At 46.0% G+C, this 15438-nt stretch carries 16 protein-coding genes; all 16 read left to right on the top strand.

Features of this window, described 5'->3' with window-relative positions; translation table 11 throughout:
* Window positions 1–9 precede the first annotated feature (9 nt).
* The 16 genes from JOD21_RS03010 (at window position 10) to atpE (ending at window position 15220) form a co-directional block, all read left to right on the top strand.
* Complete coding sequence (locus JOD21_RS03010) at window positions 10–2256, top strand: alpha-galactosidase (protein WP_204728178.1); 2247 nt, start codon at window positions 10–12, stop codon at window positions 2254–2256.
* Between the two features lie 5 nt (window positions 2257–2261).
* Window positions 2262–3446: a galactokinase gene (locus JOD21_RS03005; protein WP_380268680.1), complete on the top strand. Its 1185-nt coding sequence runs from the start codon at window positions 2262–2264 to the stop codon at window positions 3444–3446.
* Window positions 3447–3464: 18 nt separating this feature from the next.
* Window positions 3465–5405, top strand: coding sequence for a beta-galactosidase (locus JOD21_RS03000; protein ID WP_204728176.1), 1941 nt, complete (start codon window positions 3465–3467; stop codon window positions 5403–5405).
* Between the two features lie 34 nt (window positions 5406–5439).
* Window positions 5440–6447 (top strand): LacI family DNA-binding transcriptional regulator, encoded by a 1008-nt coding sequence (locus JOD21_RS02995; protein WP_204728175.1) that lies wholly within the window; start codon window positions 5440–5442, stop codon window positions 6445–6447.
* A 520-nt stretch (window positions 6448–6967) separates the two neighbouring features.
* A complete protein-coding gene (locus JOD21_RS02990; RefSeq protein ID WP_204728174.1) occupies window positions 6968–7420 on the top strand; it encodes a low molecular weight protein arginine phosphatase in 453 nt (150 codons plus the stop codon).
* A 1-nt stretch (window position 7421) separates the two neighbouring features.
* Window positions 7422–7862, top strand: coding sequence for a ribose 5-phosphate isomerase B (rpiB, locus tag JOD21_RS02985; protein ID WP_204728173.1), 441 nt, complete (start codon window positions 7422–7424; stop codon window positions 7860–7862).
* A gap of 202 nt (window positions 7863–8064) precedes the next feature.
* Window positions 8065–8598 carry a TIGR01440 family protein gene (locus tag JOD21_RS02980; RefSeq protein ID WP_204728200.1) on the top strand — a complete coding sequence of 178 codons (534 nt, stop codon included), beginning with the start codon at window positions 8065–8067 and terminating at the stop codon, window positions 8596–8598.
* Between the two features lie 76 nt (window positions 8599–8674).
* On the top strand, window positions 8675–9070 hold the full coding sequence (locus tag JOD21_RS02975) for an HI0074 family nucleotidyltransferase substrate-binding subunit (protein ID WP_204728172.1): 396 nt from the start codon (window positions 8675–8677) through the stop codon (window positions 9068–9070).
* A 1-nt stretch (window position 9071) separates the two neighbouring features.
* Window positions 9072–9368: a nucleotidyltransferase domain-containing protein gene (locus JOD21_RS02970; RefSeq protein ID WP_204728171.1), complete on the top strand. Its 297-nt coding sequence runs from the start codon at window positions 9072–9074 to the stop codon at window positions 9366–9368.
* A 128-nt stretch (window positions 9369–9496) separates the two neighbouring features.
* Window positions 9497–10732, top strand: a complete 1236-nt coding sequence (gene glyA / locus JOD21_RS02965) for a serine hydroxymethyltransferase (protein ID WP_204728170.1) — start codon at window positions 9497–9499, stop codon at window positions 10730–10732.
* Between the two features lie 517 nt (window positions 10733–11249).
* Window positions 11250–11879: a uracil phosphoribosyltransferase gene (gene upp / locus JOD21_RS02960; protein WP_204728169.1), complete on the top strand. Its 630-nt coding sequence runs from the start codon at window positions 11250–11252 to the stop codon at window positions 11877–11879.
* A 28-nt stretch (window positions 11880–11907) separates the two neighbouring features.
* Entirely contained in the window at window positions 11908–13053 is a 1146-nt protein-coding gene (wecB, locus tag JOD21_RS02955) for a non-hydrolyzing UDP-N-acetylglucosamine 2-epimerase (protein ID WP_204728168.1), read from the top strand.
* 539 nt (window positions 13054–13592) lie between these two features.
* Window positions 13593–13811: an AtpZ/AtpI family protein gene (locus tag JOD21_RS02950; protein WP_204728167.1), complete on the top strand. Its 219-nt coding sequence runs from the start codon at window positions 13593–13595 to the stop codon at window positions 13809–13811.
* 5 nt (window positions 13812–13816) lie between these two features.
* A complete protein-coding gene (locus tag JOD21_RS02945) occupies window positions 13817–14203 on the top strand; it encodes an ATP synthase subunit I (protein WP_204728166.1) in 387 nt (128 codons plus the stop codon).
* A gap of 5 nt (window positions 14204–14208) precedes the next feature.
* Window positions 14209–14919, top strand: coding sequence for a F0F1 ATP synthase subunit A (atpB, locus tag JOD21_RS02940; RefSeq protein WP_041123458.1), 711 nt, complete (start codon window positions 14209–14211; stop codon window positions 14917–14919).
* A 76-nt stretch (window positions 14920–14995) separates the two neighbouring features.
* Entirely contained in the window at window positions 14996–15220 is a 225-nt protein-coding gene (atpE, locus tag JOD21_RS02935) for a F0F1 ATP synthase subunit C (protein ID WP_041123457.1), read from the top strand.
* Window positions 15221–15438: the final 218 nt, after the last annotated feature.

Raw genomic sequence — 15438 nt, 5'->3', positions numbered from 1 at the left:
GATTTCAGCATGCCAATCTTTACGCGTGATACACAATTTCATCTGCAGGGAAAAGACATCAGCTATATCATCAGGATCCTTGAAAATGGTCAGCTTGAGCATACGTACTTCGGTAAAAAGGTGAAGGATCGCGCCAGCTTCGAGGGGCTGGCGCCAATGCCGAATGAGCCGCTTGGGAATGCGAACTTCCCGGTAAAAAACAGCGGCTTTACACTGGAATGGGCAAGACAGGAGTACCCGTCTTACGGGACATCTGATTTCAGAGAGCCCGCGATTGAGGTTGAAGAATCTCAAGGCTCGAGACTCAGTCACTTTGTATACCAATCCCATGAAGTGACTGCAGGTAAGCCTGCACTCACTGAGATGCCGTCAGTGTACGGAACTGACGAAGAATGTGAAACGCTCCAGATCAAGTTGAAAGATGATATTTTAAACGCTGAACTGAACCTGTTTTATACAGTGTTTCACAAGCAGAATGTGATCTTGAGACACAGTGAAATCCAAAACAATGGAACCAGCGCATTTTCAGTGAACCGTCTAATGAGTGCATCAATCGATCTGCCGGATAGTGATTATGAAACGATCCAGCTCGACGGTGCATGGATCAGAGAGCGTCATATTAACCGCTCGCCTGTTAAGCCGGGCGTCCATATTGTGGACAGTAAAAAAGGCGTCAGCAGCTCCTGGCACCAGCCGTTTTTAGCACTTGCCAGACCGCAGACAACGGAGCAGCAGGGTGAAGTGATTGCGCTGAACCTGATCTATAGCGGCAATTTCCGCGGCAGCATTGAAGTGGATACATACGAATCCACAAGGCTCATGATGGGACTGAACCCCTTTGATTTTAAATGGTCACTTGATGCAGGTGAGACGTTTTCGACACCTGAAGCCGTACTTGTCTACAGTGATCAGGGGTTAAACGGGATGAGTCACAGTTTTCACCATTTATACAATCATCATCTGATCAGAGGCGTATGGAAACAGAAGGAACGCCCGGTGCTATTAAATAACTGGGAAGCGACTTATTTTAATTTTGACCATCAGAAAATCACTGATATCGCAGCTTCAGCAAATGAACTTGGCGTCGAACTCTTTGTGCTTGATGATGGCTGGTTTGAAGGAAGAAATAATGATACGACTTCTCTCGGGGACTGGAACGCTGATGGGCGCAAGCTGCCTGAAGGGTTAAATGGGCTTGCTGATGATGTGAGAGTACGCGGAACATCATTTGGCATCTGGGTAGAGCCTGAAATGATTTCAGAGAAAAGCAGGCTATATGAAAAGCATCCTGACTGGGTGCTGAGAGCTCTGCATCGTCCGCATACGCCTGGAAGAAATCAGATGATATTAGATCTTGGGAAGAAAGAAGTACAGAACTATATTATAGAAGCAATCTGTCACGTTCTGGATGAATCGGGTGCCTCATACGTGAAATGGGATATGAACCGGACTGTAACGGAAGCTTATTCTGATGCATTGCCGGCTGATCGTCAGGGAGAAGTGATGCATCGTTATGCACTTGGACTTTACAGAGTGCTTGAAGAAATTACTTCACGTTATCCTGAGGTATTGTTTGAATCATGTGCAAGCGGTGGCAACCGGTTTGATCCGGGGATGCTCTATTACATGCCGCAGACCTGGACCAGTGATAACACAGATGCGGTGGAGCGGCTGAAGATTCAGTATGGTACGTCACTCGTTTATCCAATCTCTTCAATGGGCGCGCATGTCTCTGCGTCACCGAATCATCAGACCGGACGCGTGACACCAATTGACTTCAGGTTCCATGTTGCGATGTTTGGTGCTTTTGGCTACGAGCTGGACCCGCAGAACCTGGATCCGGACACGCGGAAAATCGTGAAAGATCAAATCACTCTTTTTAAAAAAGAAAGAAAGCTCCTGCAATTTGGCTGTTTTTACAGACTGATGAATCCATTTGAAGGATCTGATACTGCCTGGATGACGGTATCTGAAGACAAAACAGAAGCAATCGTTGCATTTTACCGCGTCCTTTCACAGCCGAATGCCGGTATGAAAAGGATCCGCCTGAACGGACTGGATCCTGAGAAGCTATACGAAGTCGAGTGGCAGCAAGGCAGCAGCCTTCAAAATCGTCACTACGGGGGCGATGAGTTAATGCATATCGGCTGGCAGCTCCCGCCGTTTTTCACAGGGACAGTCAAGACGGAACATACGCACTTTTACGGTGATTTCCAATCAGCGGTGTGGAAATTGACGGAGGTAAAGGAAGGATGATAGAGATGAAATCAATTGTAGCCGCGTTTATTGAACAATTTGCCGGTAATGAAGAGGATGTGCGTGTGTTTTTTGCACCGGGACGTGTCAACCTGATCGGTGAGCATATCGATTATAACGGAGGTCATGTACTTCCGTGTGCACTCGAAATTGGCACGTACCTAGCTATCAGAGAACGTCATGATGCCACGATCAATTTCTATTCAGAGAATTTTCCTGAGACTGGACAGATTCAGGCTGATCTCAGTCATTTAGTGAACGATGAAAAAGACAGCTGGGCGAACTATCCGAAAGGTGTGATTCATGCTTGTCTGGATCAACTGCCGAAAACAGGATATGACCTGTACTTCTACGGCAATATCCCAAATGGCGCCGGGCTGTCATCCTCTGCATCCATTGAACTTGTAACAGTTCACGCATTGAATGAACTGCATGGAATGGGGCTTTCAAATCTTGAGATGGTGAAGCTGAGTCAGCGTGTGGAAAATAAATTTATCGGGGTGAACTGCGGGATTATGGATCAGTTCGCAGTCGGTTTCGGTGCTGAAGATCAGGCTGTACTGCTGAATTGTGAAACGCTCGATTACCGTTATGTGCCTCTAAATCTCGATAATCATTCTATTGTGATCGCAAACACTAACAAAAAACGCGGTCTTGCTGATTCGGCTTATAATGAACGCCGGAGTACATGTGACGTGGCACTTGAAAAACTGAAGGAAAAGTTCCCGGTTACTGAACTGTGCCACCTGACATCAGCTGATCTGCAGAAAGCTGAAGATCTTCTGACAGAAAATGAACTGAAACGTGTCAGACATGCTGTGACGGAAAATGAGCGTACACTGCGGGCGGTTGAAGTGCTCGAAGAAAATGACCTTTTTGCGCTCGGTGAACTGATGAAGCAATCCCATGAATCGCTAAGAACTGATTATGAAGTATCATGCGAAGAACTTGATGTTTTAGTAGAATCCGCACTCAAGCAAAAAGGAACAATCGGTGCGCGTATGACCGGTGCAGGTTTCGGCGGATGTACGGTCAATATAGTAGAAGATCAATATATAGAAGCGTTTAAAAAGAACGTTGGAGAAGAGTATCGCAGCCTGACATCCCGCGAAGCCGATTTTTACACGGTTAAAGTGGGCGAGGGAACGAGAGAACTGACAAAATCCGAAGCTTCAGCGCTTCAGATCTGACAGGATGGAGGAATTATTGTGTATGTAGGTGTTGATTATTACCCGGAGCACTGGCCTGAAAATATGCTCGAAAAAGACCTGGATGGGATTAAAGAACTCGGCGCGAATATGATCAGAATCGGAGAGTTTGCCTGGCACTTGATGGAGCCTGAAGAAGGGAAATTCGATTTCTCTTTTTTTGATAAGGTAATTGAGGAGGCAAAAAAGCGCGATCTGTCAGTTATGTTCGGCACGCCGACTGCGACTTTTCCTGCTTGGCTTGCCGCAAAGCATCCATCTATTCTATCTATAGATGAAGTGGGACATGTCCGGGCGTTCGGCGGTAGAAGGCAGTATTGCTTTAATTCACCTGAGTATAATCACTACGCGGCAAAAATCACTGAAGAAGTCGTCAAACACTTTGCAGATGAGCCGGCAGTGGTTGTCTGGCAGATCGACAATGAATTTGGACATGAGGGCAGCGACTGGTGTTTTTGTGAGCACTGTCACACAGGGTTCCATGCGTTTCTTAAGGAAAAATATGAGACGGTCGATGAGCTGAATAAACGCTGGGGCACAATTTTCTGGGGGCAGACGTATAATTCATTCTCAGAAATTCCGATGCCTGTACCAACTGTCACGACGCACAACCCTTCGTTAAAGCTTGATTACACGCGCTTCCGTTCAGCGTCAGTGAATCAGTTTGCCCACAAGATGACGGACATTACAAGGCAGCATGCAGGAAACCATCAGCCGATTACTACAAACGTGTCAGGCGGATTTTTTGATAAAGCATTTGACCATGCTGAAAACGTTCGTGTCATGGATTTTGTTTCCTATGATAATTATCCGGTATGGGGAGGTCTCACTGAACCGATTCCGCCGGCCGGCATTGCGATGACGCATGACTTTAACAGAGGGCTGAAGGATCAGAACTACTGGATCGTTGAAGAACTCATGGGGGCGCAGGGGCATAATGTCATTGGCTACCTGCCAAGGCCGAATCAGGCAAAAATGTGGTCATATCAGGCATTCGCGCATGGCTGTACGAACATGCTTTATTTCAGATGGAGAGGCATGACAAAAGGTGCTGAGCAGTTCTGCTTCGGTGTGGTGGATCAGGATAACCGCTATGGCCGCAAGTTCAAAGAAGTTCAGTCACTCTTCAGTGAAATTCAGCCTTATGAACACGTATTGAACGAAAAAATTACATCTGATATTGCGGTTTTATATGACTACGATAATATCTGGTCGTGGAAGTCGCAGGTGCAGAGTGCAAGCTTTGACTTTAACGCCGAGCTGCTTAGACTTTACGCGCCGTTTTACAGACATAATGCTTCAATCGATGTGATTCCTGCCAACCGGGCATTCGACCAGTATAAAGTACTGCTTGTACCGGTTATGCAGATCATTGATGAGGAGCTTGCAGCGAAACTCAAACAGTTTGCAGAGGCAGGCGGCACGATTATCTTCTCATTCCGTGCAGGTCTGAAGGATCGTGACAATAACATTCATTTTGAAAAAACATTGCCGGGTCCGGTTGCTGAGCTTGCAGGAATCGAAATCTACGAAACTGAAGCCCTTGCAGCCCATCAGTCTGTCCCTGTCAAAAACAGTGATGGACAGGAAAGCAGCGGCCGCGTATGGCGTGACCTTGTGACAGCAAAGGATGCAGAAGTACTATGGCAATACAGTGACGAATTTTATCAGGACCAGGCAGCACTAACGCTGAACAAGACTGGCAAAGGAAACGTATATTACCTGGCAACAGGACTTGATGCATCAGTGCTTGAGCCGCTTGCGCTCGATGTGATTAAAAACCACGGTATCTGGCATACAGAAACGCCTGAAGGCACAGAAGCGGTAAAACGTAACGAACACCTTTTCCTTATGAATCACACTGGTTCAAGTCAGACAGTCTGTGGTGAAACATTAGCACCTTTTGGGTCGAAAGTGGTAAAGTGTAAAGAAGAGGAATGATCAGAGCTGATCAGACACAGGCGGGTGGTTGTAAATGGCAACATTAAAAGATATAGCATTAAAAGCAGGCGTTTCTCTGGCAACGGTCTCACGGGTCATTAATGATGACGCAACGCTTTCGGTTACAGTGGAAACGCGTGAAAAAATACTTGGTATTGCCAGGGAACTTAATTATCAGAGCACGAAAAGAAAGTCCGGTGGAAAAAAGCAGAAAACACTGCGCGTCGGACTGGTTTACTGGTACTCAGAAGAACAGGAGCTTGAAGATCCTTACTACCTTTCTGTCAGACTTGGTGTAGAACGCGCGTGCGTGGACCGCGGTATGAATCTTGTGAAATTGTATAAAAATGAAGATACGTACCGCGTCAGAAATGATGCCGCATTAGACGGTATTATCGCAGTCGGGAAATTCAGTGAAAAAGATCTTTCAACCTTCAGAGAATGGGCACCGCATCTCGTACTCGTTGACTTCACGCCTTCAAAACATGTGGATTCAGTCGAAGTGGACTTCCGTGCGGCAATGGTTGATGTCCTGAAGCATCTGATCGGGCACGGCCACGAACGCATCGGCTACATCGGCGGACATGAATATGTACAGGATAACGAAATGGTCAAAGACGAACGGGAAACGACCTTTTTTGAATATCTGTCTTTATATCATACGTTCCACCCGGAATTTATCTGGACGGGTAAGTTCACGGCAGCAGACGGCTACACAATGATGAAGGAAGCACTCAGGCTTGAAAACGGTCCAACCGCTTTTATCATGGGAAGTGATTCAATGGCGATCGGTGCCATGCGGGCACTTCATGAAAAAGGGGTACGGGTTCCTGAACAGGTCTCAGTCGTCGGATTCAACGACATCGAAATGTCACGTTACCTGCAGCCGTCACTGACAACCATCCAGGTTCATACAGAATATATGGGCGAAGCAGCTGTTGATCTGCTGCTCGACCAGCTCACATCCAAACGCAAAATCGCCAAAAAAGTTGTCCTGCCAACCACCCTTCTAGTCAGAGAAAGCAGCGGACCATTAAAGTAGACCCGGCAGAGCCGGGTCTTTTTGTTTTGGCGCGGGGGAGTGAAGTGTGTGGGGACTGTCCCGGGTCTTCAGTGTCTTCGGGCGTGCTGCCGGACGTCGCATATTCGCTGATGAAGGTCGTATCAGGCCGCGTGGAGGTCGGATACACCCGGGTTGAAGGTCGTATGCCGTCTCGCGAAGGTCGTATCAGCCGCGGCGAAGGTCGTGACCGCAACAACTGAATCACAGAGACTAATCCTCTTAATGCTTTTAAGAAACTAGAGGCTTGTTTCTTAAGGTCATGAAGGGCGGCTTCGCTGCGCGCGGGCCGTGGTTGCAGTGTTTTGGCTGGTGGTTGTACTATGTGGCTGCGCAGTTGCATGATACACCCGGTTTGATTGCAGTGTATACAGCCGCAGCTGCAGTATATGCACCCGCAGCTGCTGCGACTCGCTTCTCCCCTGACACCTCCAAAAAGAAAACGTGTCCAATTTGTGATAAACTATAGAGGTAATGAAAATCCTAAAAAGGGGTCGTTTTCATGAGGATTTTATTTATTTGTACAGGGAATACTTGCCGGAGTCCGATGGCTGAGGCAATTTTAAATCATAGAGAAGAACCGCAGATTGAGGTGCGTTCAGCAGGTCTGTTCGCGATGGAAGGCGGAATGGCGTCACACAATGCACAGCAGGTGCTGGACGAGCATGGATTGAAGCACAATCACCGCTCGCATTCTGTCACACAGGACGATGTGCATTGGGCAGATTACGTATTTGCGATGACGAGTGCGCATAAGGCGATGCTGATGGAGCAGTTTCCTTTTGCGGCAGACCGCATTTTTACTCTGAAGGAATTTTCGTCAGAGCGCGGGCTGGATGTATCGGATCCGTATGGCGGACCGGTTGAGGTTTACCGCTCCACTTTTAACGAACTGAACAGGTTAATGGACAGCATGCTGGAAAATCTAACGAAACAGGAACAGGGAGGATTTTAATATGAAAGTCGCATTAGCATCAGATCATGGTGGCACGAATCTGCGTAAGGAAATTGCAGATCTTTTAAACGAATTGAATATCGAATTTGAGGACTTTGGCTGCGATTGTGAAGGGTCTGTGGACTATCCGGATTATGCACTGCCGGTTGCTGAGAAAGTGGCTGCAGGTGACTTTGACCGCGGAATTCTGATCTGCGGAACGGGGATTGGCATGAGTATTGCAGCCAATAAAGTTAAAGGCATCCGCTGTGCACTTGTGCATGACACGTTCAGCGCAAAAGCAACGCGGGGGCATAACAATTCGAATATGCTTGCGATGGGCGAGCGTGTGATCGGACCTGGACTTGCACGGGAAATTGCATCGATCTGGCTTCAGGAAGATTTCGAAGGCGGACGTCATGAAAATCGTATTAATAAAATGACTGAATATGAGTCCAAATAATTTTAAACAAACGCTTTAACGAAGCAATTCTTTGTACATTTACAGCTGGTGATTGGAGTGTAAGGCGGTGACTCCTGCGGCAGGAAGGGACAGGTGGGACAGGCGCAGCCTGATGGCTCACCGCCCGGCCGCGGAAAGCTTCCGCCTGGAACGGAAATCACCAGCCCGCTTCAGTAAAGTTAAACAGAAAGAAGGGCGTGCGATGAATCAGGAACTGCTGCAGATCCTGAGAGAATATCAGGAGCAGGCATCATTAAAAAGCGGACAGCTTTTTGTTATCGGCTGTTCAACGTCTGAAGTGATTGGCCGTAAAATCGGAACGTCGGGAACAGACGAAGTCGCGGAGGCACTTTATAAAGCGTTTGAGACATTTGCTGCAGAAACAGGGGTTCACCTTGCGTTTCAGGGCTGTGAGCATATCAACCGTGCGCTGATCATTGAGCGTGAAGCTGCTGAAAGATACAATCTTGAAGATGTAACGGTTGTGCCGGTTCGCAAAGCGGGCGGTGCGATGGCATCTTATGCTTACCGTCATATGAAAGATCCGGTAGCTGTTGAGCGGATCCAGGCACACGGCGGAATTGATATCGGTGATACGCTGATTGGCATGCATTTAAAACCTGTTGCTGTCCCGATAAGAGTTTCTGTGAAATCATTAGGAGAAGCCCATATCACACTCGCGCGGACCAGACCAAAACTCATTGGCGGGGTACGGGCTGTGTATGAACTTGAATAGATGTGGAAGCAACCGGTCTGTGGAGGCCGGTTGTTTTTTAGTTAGAATAAGTATAAAAATTTGGAGTTAATTTAAAATGGATAGGAAGCTTGAGAAGAATATTGAAAACTTATCATTGGCTCTTTCCAAACTTGAGGAAGCACTGACTGAACATAAGAATGACCTTTTGATGATAGATGGAACAATACATCGTTTTGAGCTTGCGATTAATTTATATTGGAAAACCCTTAAAAGGTGTCTTCAATCAGAAGGGATCGAAGCAAAGACGCCAAGAGAAACGTTAAAAGAAGCTTTTAAAGCGGAGTGGTTAAATGACGAAGAGGCGTGGCTTCAAATGCTAAAAGACAGAAATGAAACCTCCCATACTTATAATGAAGATTTGGCCCGGGAGATCCTTTCAAATATTCACAGCTATTTTCCTGAGATGAAAGCAGTATTTAAGTTTTTGAAGAGTAAATTTCAGGAGGGATAACATGCTTTCAAAGCATATTGAAAATGAGCTTGTAAAGATCGCTGAAACTTATCCTGTCGATCAGCTTCTACTATTCGGATCAAGAGCTCATGGTGATGAAGATAAGCGTTCTGATATTGATATTGCCATTATTGCACCACGTTTAAATCAAAAACAGTGGCTGGAATTAACTGAAAAGATTGAAGAGGTTCCTACACTTTTAAAATTTGATCTGATTCGCTGGGAATCAGCAACTCAAGAATTAAAAAATGAAATATCAAAAAAGAACATTCCGCTCTATATTTCTCATAAACATTAAGATGTAAGCGCATAACAATGCCCTTTTTGTCAAAAAGAGCATTTTCACATTCGTAAAAAACATGATAAGATGAAGAAGATTTTTGACCAAAGACGGGAACAGTCCCGGGACATGAGGGAGGATTCACAATGAACAAGATTCAACAGCAGGATCAGGCATTATTCGAAGCAATGCAGGATGAACTGAAGCGTCAGCGCACGAAAATTGAGCTGATCGCATCAGAGAATTTCGTTAGTGAAGCAGTCATGGAAGCGCAAGGATCTGTACTTACCAACAAATATGCAGAAGGTTACCCAGGCCGCCGTTACTATGGCGGGTGTGAGCACGTCGATGTAGCTGAAAATCTGGCACGCGACCGCGCGAAGGAAATTTTCGGCGCAGAGCATGCGAACGTTCAGCCGCACTCAGGTGCACAGGCAAATATGGCTGTTTATTTTTCTGTACTGAAGCCGGGTGATACTGTACTTGGTATGAACCTGTCTCATGGAGGTCATTTAACGCACGGAAGTCCGGTAAACTTCAGTGGTGAACTATATAATTTCGTAGAATACGGTGTAGGTGAAAAAGACGAGCGCATCGATTATGAGGATGTCCGTCAAAAAGCGCTTGAGCATAAGCCGAAGATGATCGTAGCAGGTGCAAGTGCATATTCACGTACAATCGATTTTGCGAAATTCCGTGAAATCGCTGATGAAGTGGACGCTTACTTAATGGTTGATATGGCGCATATCGCAGGACTTGTTGCAACTGGTGCACATCCATCTCCTGTGCCGCACGCCCATTTCGTCACAACAACTACGCACAAAACGCTTCGCGGACCGCGCGGCGGCATGATTCTTTGTAAAGAAGAATTCGCGAAAAAGATCGATAAGTCCATTTTCCCTGGCGTTCAGGGTGGACCGCTTATGCACGTGATCGCAGCGAAAGCAGTTGCATTCGGTGAAGCACAGCAGCCGGACTTTAAAGATTACATTGACCAGGTTGTTAAAAATGCAAAAGCGATGGCAGAAGCATTCAAGCAAAATGGTATTGATATCGTCTCAGACGGTACTGATAATCACCTCGTACTTGTAAATCTGCGCTCACTGAACCTGACTGGTAAAGTAGCGGAAAAAGTACTTGATGACATCGGCATTACAGTCAACAAAAACACAATTCCATTCGACCCTGAAAGCCCGTTCGTCACAAGCGGTATCCGTATCGGAACGCCAGCTGTCACATCACGCGGCTTCAAGGAAAAAGAAATGGAAGAAATTGCAGCACTGATCGCAGACGTGCTGAAAAACCATGAAGACGAAGCAAAGCTGAAAGAAGCTTCAGCAAAAGTTGAAGAAATCACAAGCCGCTTTGCACTATACGAATAAGAAACGGAGACTGTCCTTTACGGGCAGTCTTTTTGAGTTTTGAAAGGCACGAAGAGGGAGCGGCGGTTGCATTTAGTTTGGATTACAGGACATCATAAATAGGGAATGACTACCTGTGTCATTCGGAAGACGACAATTTTCCGGGCGTATCGCTACAACTCCAGGGAGGATTGCTACCTCCTAAGTAAAAATAGGAACAAGTCGCCAGCCCCTTCAGCAGGACCGGCAAAACCACCAAAATATTCAGTACAATTACTGTTCCATAACATTTCCCATACATCATACGAACCTTTCTTGTAAAAAACCTGCAAGTATGATAACTTTCGTAAGGATTTGCTTTATAATAAATAAGATGAAATTAAATTTACATAAGTGTTTTGCAGACGATCATTTTAACCAAACTCAGCAGATTATTGTAGTGGGGGACGGAGACTCCCGCCCGGGGGCAGGAAAGCTCAGTCCCCCATGTAAAGAATCTGCGGTGTCTTGCAAAACCTATATAAAAGGAGTGACAGGTGTGGGAAAAGTATACGTATTTGATCATCCACTGATTCAGCATAAGCTGACTCATATCCGTGATGTACAGACAGGAACAAAGGATTTTCGTGAGCTTGTAGATGAAGTGGCAACATTAATGGCGTTTGAAATCACACGCGACCTTCCAATGGAGGAAATTGATCTCAAGACACCGGTAAGCGAAACAAAAGGAAAAGTACTTTCAGGTAAGAAGCTTGCGATCGTCCCGATCCTGCGTGCAGGAATCGGCATGGTGGACGGTATTCTGAAGATGATTCCGGCTGCTAAGGTTGGACACGTTGGTCTTTACCGTGACCCTGAAACATTAAAGCCGATTGAATACTACGTGAAGCTGCCTTCAGACGTTGAAGAGCGTGACTTCATTCTTGTAGACCCGATGCTTGCAACAGGCGGATCAGCAGTTGAAGCGATCAACTCCCTGAAAAAGCGCGGTGCGAAAAATATTAAGTTCCTATGCCTTGTAGCAGCTCCTGAAGGCGTTGAGGAAATTAAAAAAGAGCACGACGATGTAGATATTTATATCGCAGCACTTGATGAAAAACTGAATGAAAAAGGGTATATCGTTCCTGGTCTTGGAGACGCAGGCGATAGACTATTCGGCACAAAATAAATCGTTCTCATCAGTAAAGGAGACAATCATGTCAAAACGTATTAAAGTCATGACAATCTTTGGCACGAGACCTGAAGCTATTAAAATGGCACCACTTGTCTTAGAACTCAAAAAACAGAGTGCACATTTCGAACCGATCGTGACCGTCACTGCCCAGCATCGCCAAATGCTCGATCAGGTAATGGACATTTTCGGTATCACACCGGATCACGATTTGAATATTATGAAAGACCGTCAGACGCTCACAGGCATTACAACGCGTGCGCTTGAAGGGCTCGACCGAATTATGAAAGAGACAAAGCCTGATATCGTACTTGTCCACGGTGATACGACGACAACATTTGTCGCAGGACTTGCGGCATTTTACAATCAGATCGCAGTGGGTCACGTAGAAGCCGGCCTGCGTACGTGGAACAAATATTCACCGTACCCTGAGGAAATGAACCGCCAGCTGACAGGCGTCATGGCAGACCTGCATTTTGCGCCGACCGAACAGTCTGCTGACAATCTTATTCAGGAAAATAAGCCTGAAGAAAAGATCTTTGTCACTGGTAACACAGCGATCGATGCACTGTCTACCACTGTAAATGAAGCGTATCAGAGTGATATTCTTGACCGTCTGAACGGAGACCGTTTGATTCTGGTGACAGCGCACCGCAGGGAAAATCTCGGCGAGCCGATGAAAAATATGTTCCGTGCAATCAAGCGCGTCGTTGAAGGACAAAGGGATGTCCAGGTCGTCTATCCTGTGCACCTGAACCCTGCTGTACGTGAAATCGCTCAGGAGATTCTTGGCGGAGACGACCGCATTCATCTGATCGACCCGCTTGATGTAATCGATTTCCACAATTTCGCTTCAAAAGCACATCTGATTCTGACTGATTCAGGCGGCGTGCAGGAAGAAGCACCGTCACTTGGTGTGCCGGTACTCGTGCTGCGGGATACAACTGAACGTCCGGAAGGGATTGCAGCAGGGACGCTGAAGCTTGCAGGAATCGAAGAAGAGCAGATTTATAACATGGCAACTGAACTGCTGACTGACGATGCTGCCTATGAAGCAATGTCAAAAGCATCAAACCCATACGGTGACGGCAAAGCATCTGCCCGCATTGCAGAAGCGATCCGCTACTATTTTAAAGAAACAGACCAGCGCCCGGATACGTTCCGCGTGTAAGAGAAATCCCGCTCCTGGGTTAGGGGCGGGATTTTGTTTGGGCAAGGTGAGATAAAATTGAAAGGTGAATGAATAATTGTGAAAGGTGATAGATATATTCCAGGAGCCCATAGAAATATCAACCGCGTCACGTCCAAAAGTTGAATAAAATGGAAGGTGGTAGATATAATCAAAAACATGATCGAATGTCCAGCAAAGGTGTAAGAATTAACCCACCCACAGTAACACTCCGTTCATACTAAAACCCTGCCACCCGGACCGTCCAGCCATACACCGATTCAACTCCGGATCAGGACACATCCCACATCAAAAAACAACTCTCACGAACCACCTAAAAAACCGGTTTGTCAAAAATGTGAACGCAGAAAAATCTATATGTGATCTAATGAACTTTTTGTCGAGATCGCGTTGACATCATTTAGTGCCTATTGTATGCTTTTAAAGGGTATAATGATAAGGTTTTCATAGGTTGTTGAAATGTCTCGAAAACCCTTATATATCCGCCCTCAATTCCATTCTCAGATTGTGAGGATGCACTCATGCGTCAGTCAAGACGTCCGTTCTATGCGATGGCCCTGTATTCGGCCATTCTGTCACAACTAACTGGTTCCATACTCGCCGGAATTTTCGGTGGCCGGTGGCTTGATCACCGTCTGGATTCAGAACCGCTGTTTATGATCATCGGATTACTTCTGGGTTTATCAGCAGGAATCTATGCGATGCTTCGCACAGTGAAACAATTCGACTCAGGAGAGTAGCTTAAATGCCCGACATCAGTAAGCATTTTTTACGGTACACCAAGTACATATTATACTTGTTATCGATTTTCGCTATCGGTTTTGGCTTTAGCCCTTTTCCGGATGTATTCTTAGGTCTTATACTGGGAACTTCTTTCAGCCTTCTTAATCTCTGGCTAATGAAGAACAGAATGGAAAAGTTTAACCGCGCGGTGGATGAAGGCAGAAAAGTACGTTCGCTTGGAACATTATCACGAATGGCTTCAGCAGGAGTAGCGGTGCTCATTGCACTGGAATTTCCGGATCTCATTCATTTGATTTCCACTGTATTTGGATTAATGATGGTTTATTTCGTCATTATGATAGATTATTTATTGCAGCAAGTCCTACACAAAAAGCGGGAAGAGAGGTGAAATAAATGAATCATGAAGCGCCATTAGCAGAATTTTTGGGGCTGACCTTTAATCTCTCCAATGTCTTAATGATTACCGTCGCATCTGCAATTGTCTTTCTGATTGCGTTCATATCCACGCGTGCCCTGGCCATGAAGCCGACAGGGATGCAGAACTTTATGGAGTGGATCATGGATTTTGTGCGGAACATCATTAAGAGTAACATGGATTGGAAAACCGGGGGGAGCTTTCACATTCTAGGGATTACACTCATTATGTACGTTGCAATTTCAAACTTTTTAGGTTTACCATTTGCGATTACATATGATCACTATCTCTGGTGGAAATCACCAACAGCGGATCCAATCGTTACAATGACGCTTGCCGTTATGGTAATTGCGCTGACACATTACTATGGCATACGCATGAAAGGCTTCAGCGAATATGGAAAAGACTTTTTCCGTCCAATGGGTTTCTTATTCCCGCTTAAGATTATTGAAGAATTTGCAAACACGCTAACGCTTGGTTTGCGTCTTTACGGTAACATCTATGCAGGTGAGATCTTACTTGGTCTTCTTGCAGGAAGTCTGGCAGCAGGCTTCTGGGGGCACCTTGCAGCGGTTATACCAACGCTTGCATGGCTTGGTTTCTCAGTATTCATCGGAGCAATCCAGGCATTCATTTTCGTAATGTTAACGATGGTTTATATGGCGCACAAAGTGAGCTCTGACCATTAATATATTTACCTGTTCAGTTACTGAACAAACATTAAAAACAAAAATTATTTACCCACACTAAGGAGGATATATCCAAATGACAGGTTCAATTGGTCTTTTAGCAGCAGCACTAGCAGTAGGTTTAGCAGCACTAGGTGCAGGTATCGGTAACGGTATGATCGTATCTAAAACAGTAGAAGGTATGGCTCGCCAGCCAGAAGCACGTGGTATGCTTCAAACAACAATGTTCATCGGGGTAGCACTAGTTGAGGCCGTTCCGATCATCGCAGTAGTTATCGCGTTCATCGTACAAGGTCAATAATATTTCTCATAAAATGGCGAAGATCACATCGTGACATGCTTCGCCATTTTTTACAGAACACCTTAATTAAACTTAAAAGTATCAGAAATATCTGCAGTAGTTGATTGAAGCGGAGGACGGGCGACTCCAGCGGGAGCAGACGGACAGGTGAGACCCCGCAGAGCGAAGCTCGAGGAGGCTCACCGCCGTCCCCGCGGAAAGCGCCCGTCCGCAGCGGA

This window comes from Jeotgalibacillus terrae (genome assembly GCF_016908195.1).
GTDB lineage: Bacteria > Bacillota > Bacilli > Bacillales > Jeotgalibacillaceae > Jeotgalibacillus > Jeotgalibacillus terrae.
The sequence above is the reverse complement of the archived record's forward strand: the minus strand, read 5'-3'. Positions and strand labels throughout refer to the sequence as shown.

What these genes read in the sequence shown, in the direction of transcription:
- JOD21_RS02980 (WP_204728200.1), top strand. Translation starts at nt 8,065, where the DNA reads ATGAATCAGGAACTGCTGCAGATCCTGAGAGAATATCAGGAGCAGGCA.
- rpiB (WP_204728173.1), top strand. Translation starts at nt 7,422, where the DNA reads ATGAAAGTCGCATTAGCATCAGATCATGGTGGCACGAATCTGCGTAAG.
- JOD21_RS02970 (WP_204728171.1), top strand. Translation starts at nt 9,072, where the DNA reads ATGCTTTCAAAGCATATTGAAAATGAGCTTGTAAAGATCGCTGAAACT.
- JOD21_RS02950 (WP_204728167.1), top strand. Translation starts at nt 13,593, where the DNA reads ATGCGTCAGTCAAGACGTCCGTTCTATGCGATGGCCCTGTATTCGGCC.
- atpB (WP_041123458.1), top strand. Translation starts at nt 14,209, where the DNA reads ATGAATCATGAAGCGCCATTAGCAGAATTTTTGGGGCTGACCTTTAAT.
- JOD21_RS02995 (WP_204728175.1), top strand. Translation starts at nt 5,440, where the DNA reads ATGGCAACATTAAAAGATATAGCATTAAAAGCAGGCGTTTCTCTGGCA.
- JOD21_RS02975 (WP_204728172.1), top strand. Translation starts at nt 8,675, where the DNA reads ATGGATAGGAAGCTTGAGAAGAATATTGAAAACTTATCATTGGCTCTT.
- JOD21_RS03010 (WP_204728178.1), top strand. Translation starts at nt 10, where the DNA reads ATGCCAATCTTTACGCGTGATACACAATTTCATCTGCAGGGAAAAGAC.
- JOD21_RS02990 (WP_204728174.1), top strand. Translation starts at nt 6,968, where the DNA reads ATGAGGATTTTATTTATTTGTACAGGGAATACTTGCCGGAGTCCGATG.
- atpE (WP_041123457.1), top strand. Translation starts at nt 14,996, where the DNA reads ATGACAGGTTCAATTGGTCTTTTAGCAGCAGCACTAGCAGTAGGTTTA.
- JOD21_RS03005 (WP_380268680.1), top strand. Translation starts at nt 2,262, where the DNA reads ATGAAATCAATTGTAGCCGCGTTTATTGAACAATTTGCCGGTAATGAA.
- glyA (WP_204728170.1), top strand. Translation starts at nt 9,497, where the DNA reads ATGAACAAGATTCAACAGCAGGATCAGGCATTATTCGAAGCAATGCAG.
- JOD21_RS02945 (WP_204728166.1), top strand. Translation starts at nt 13,817, where the DNA reads ATGCCCGACATCAGTAAGCATTTTTTACGGTACACCAAGTACATATTA.
- wecB (WP_204728168.1), top strand. Translation starts at nt 11,908, where the DNA reads ATGTCAAAACGTATTAAAGTCATGACAATCTTTGGCACGAGACCTGAA.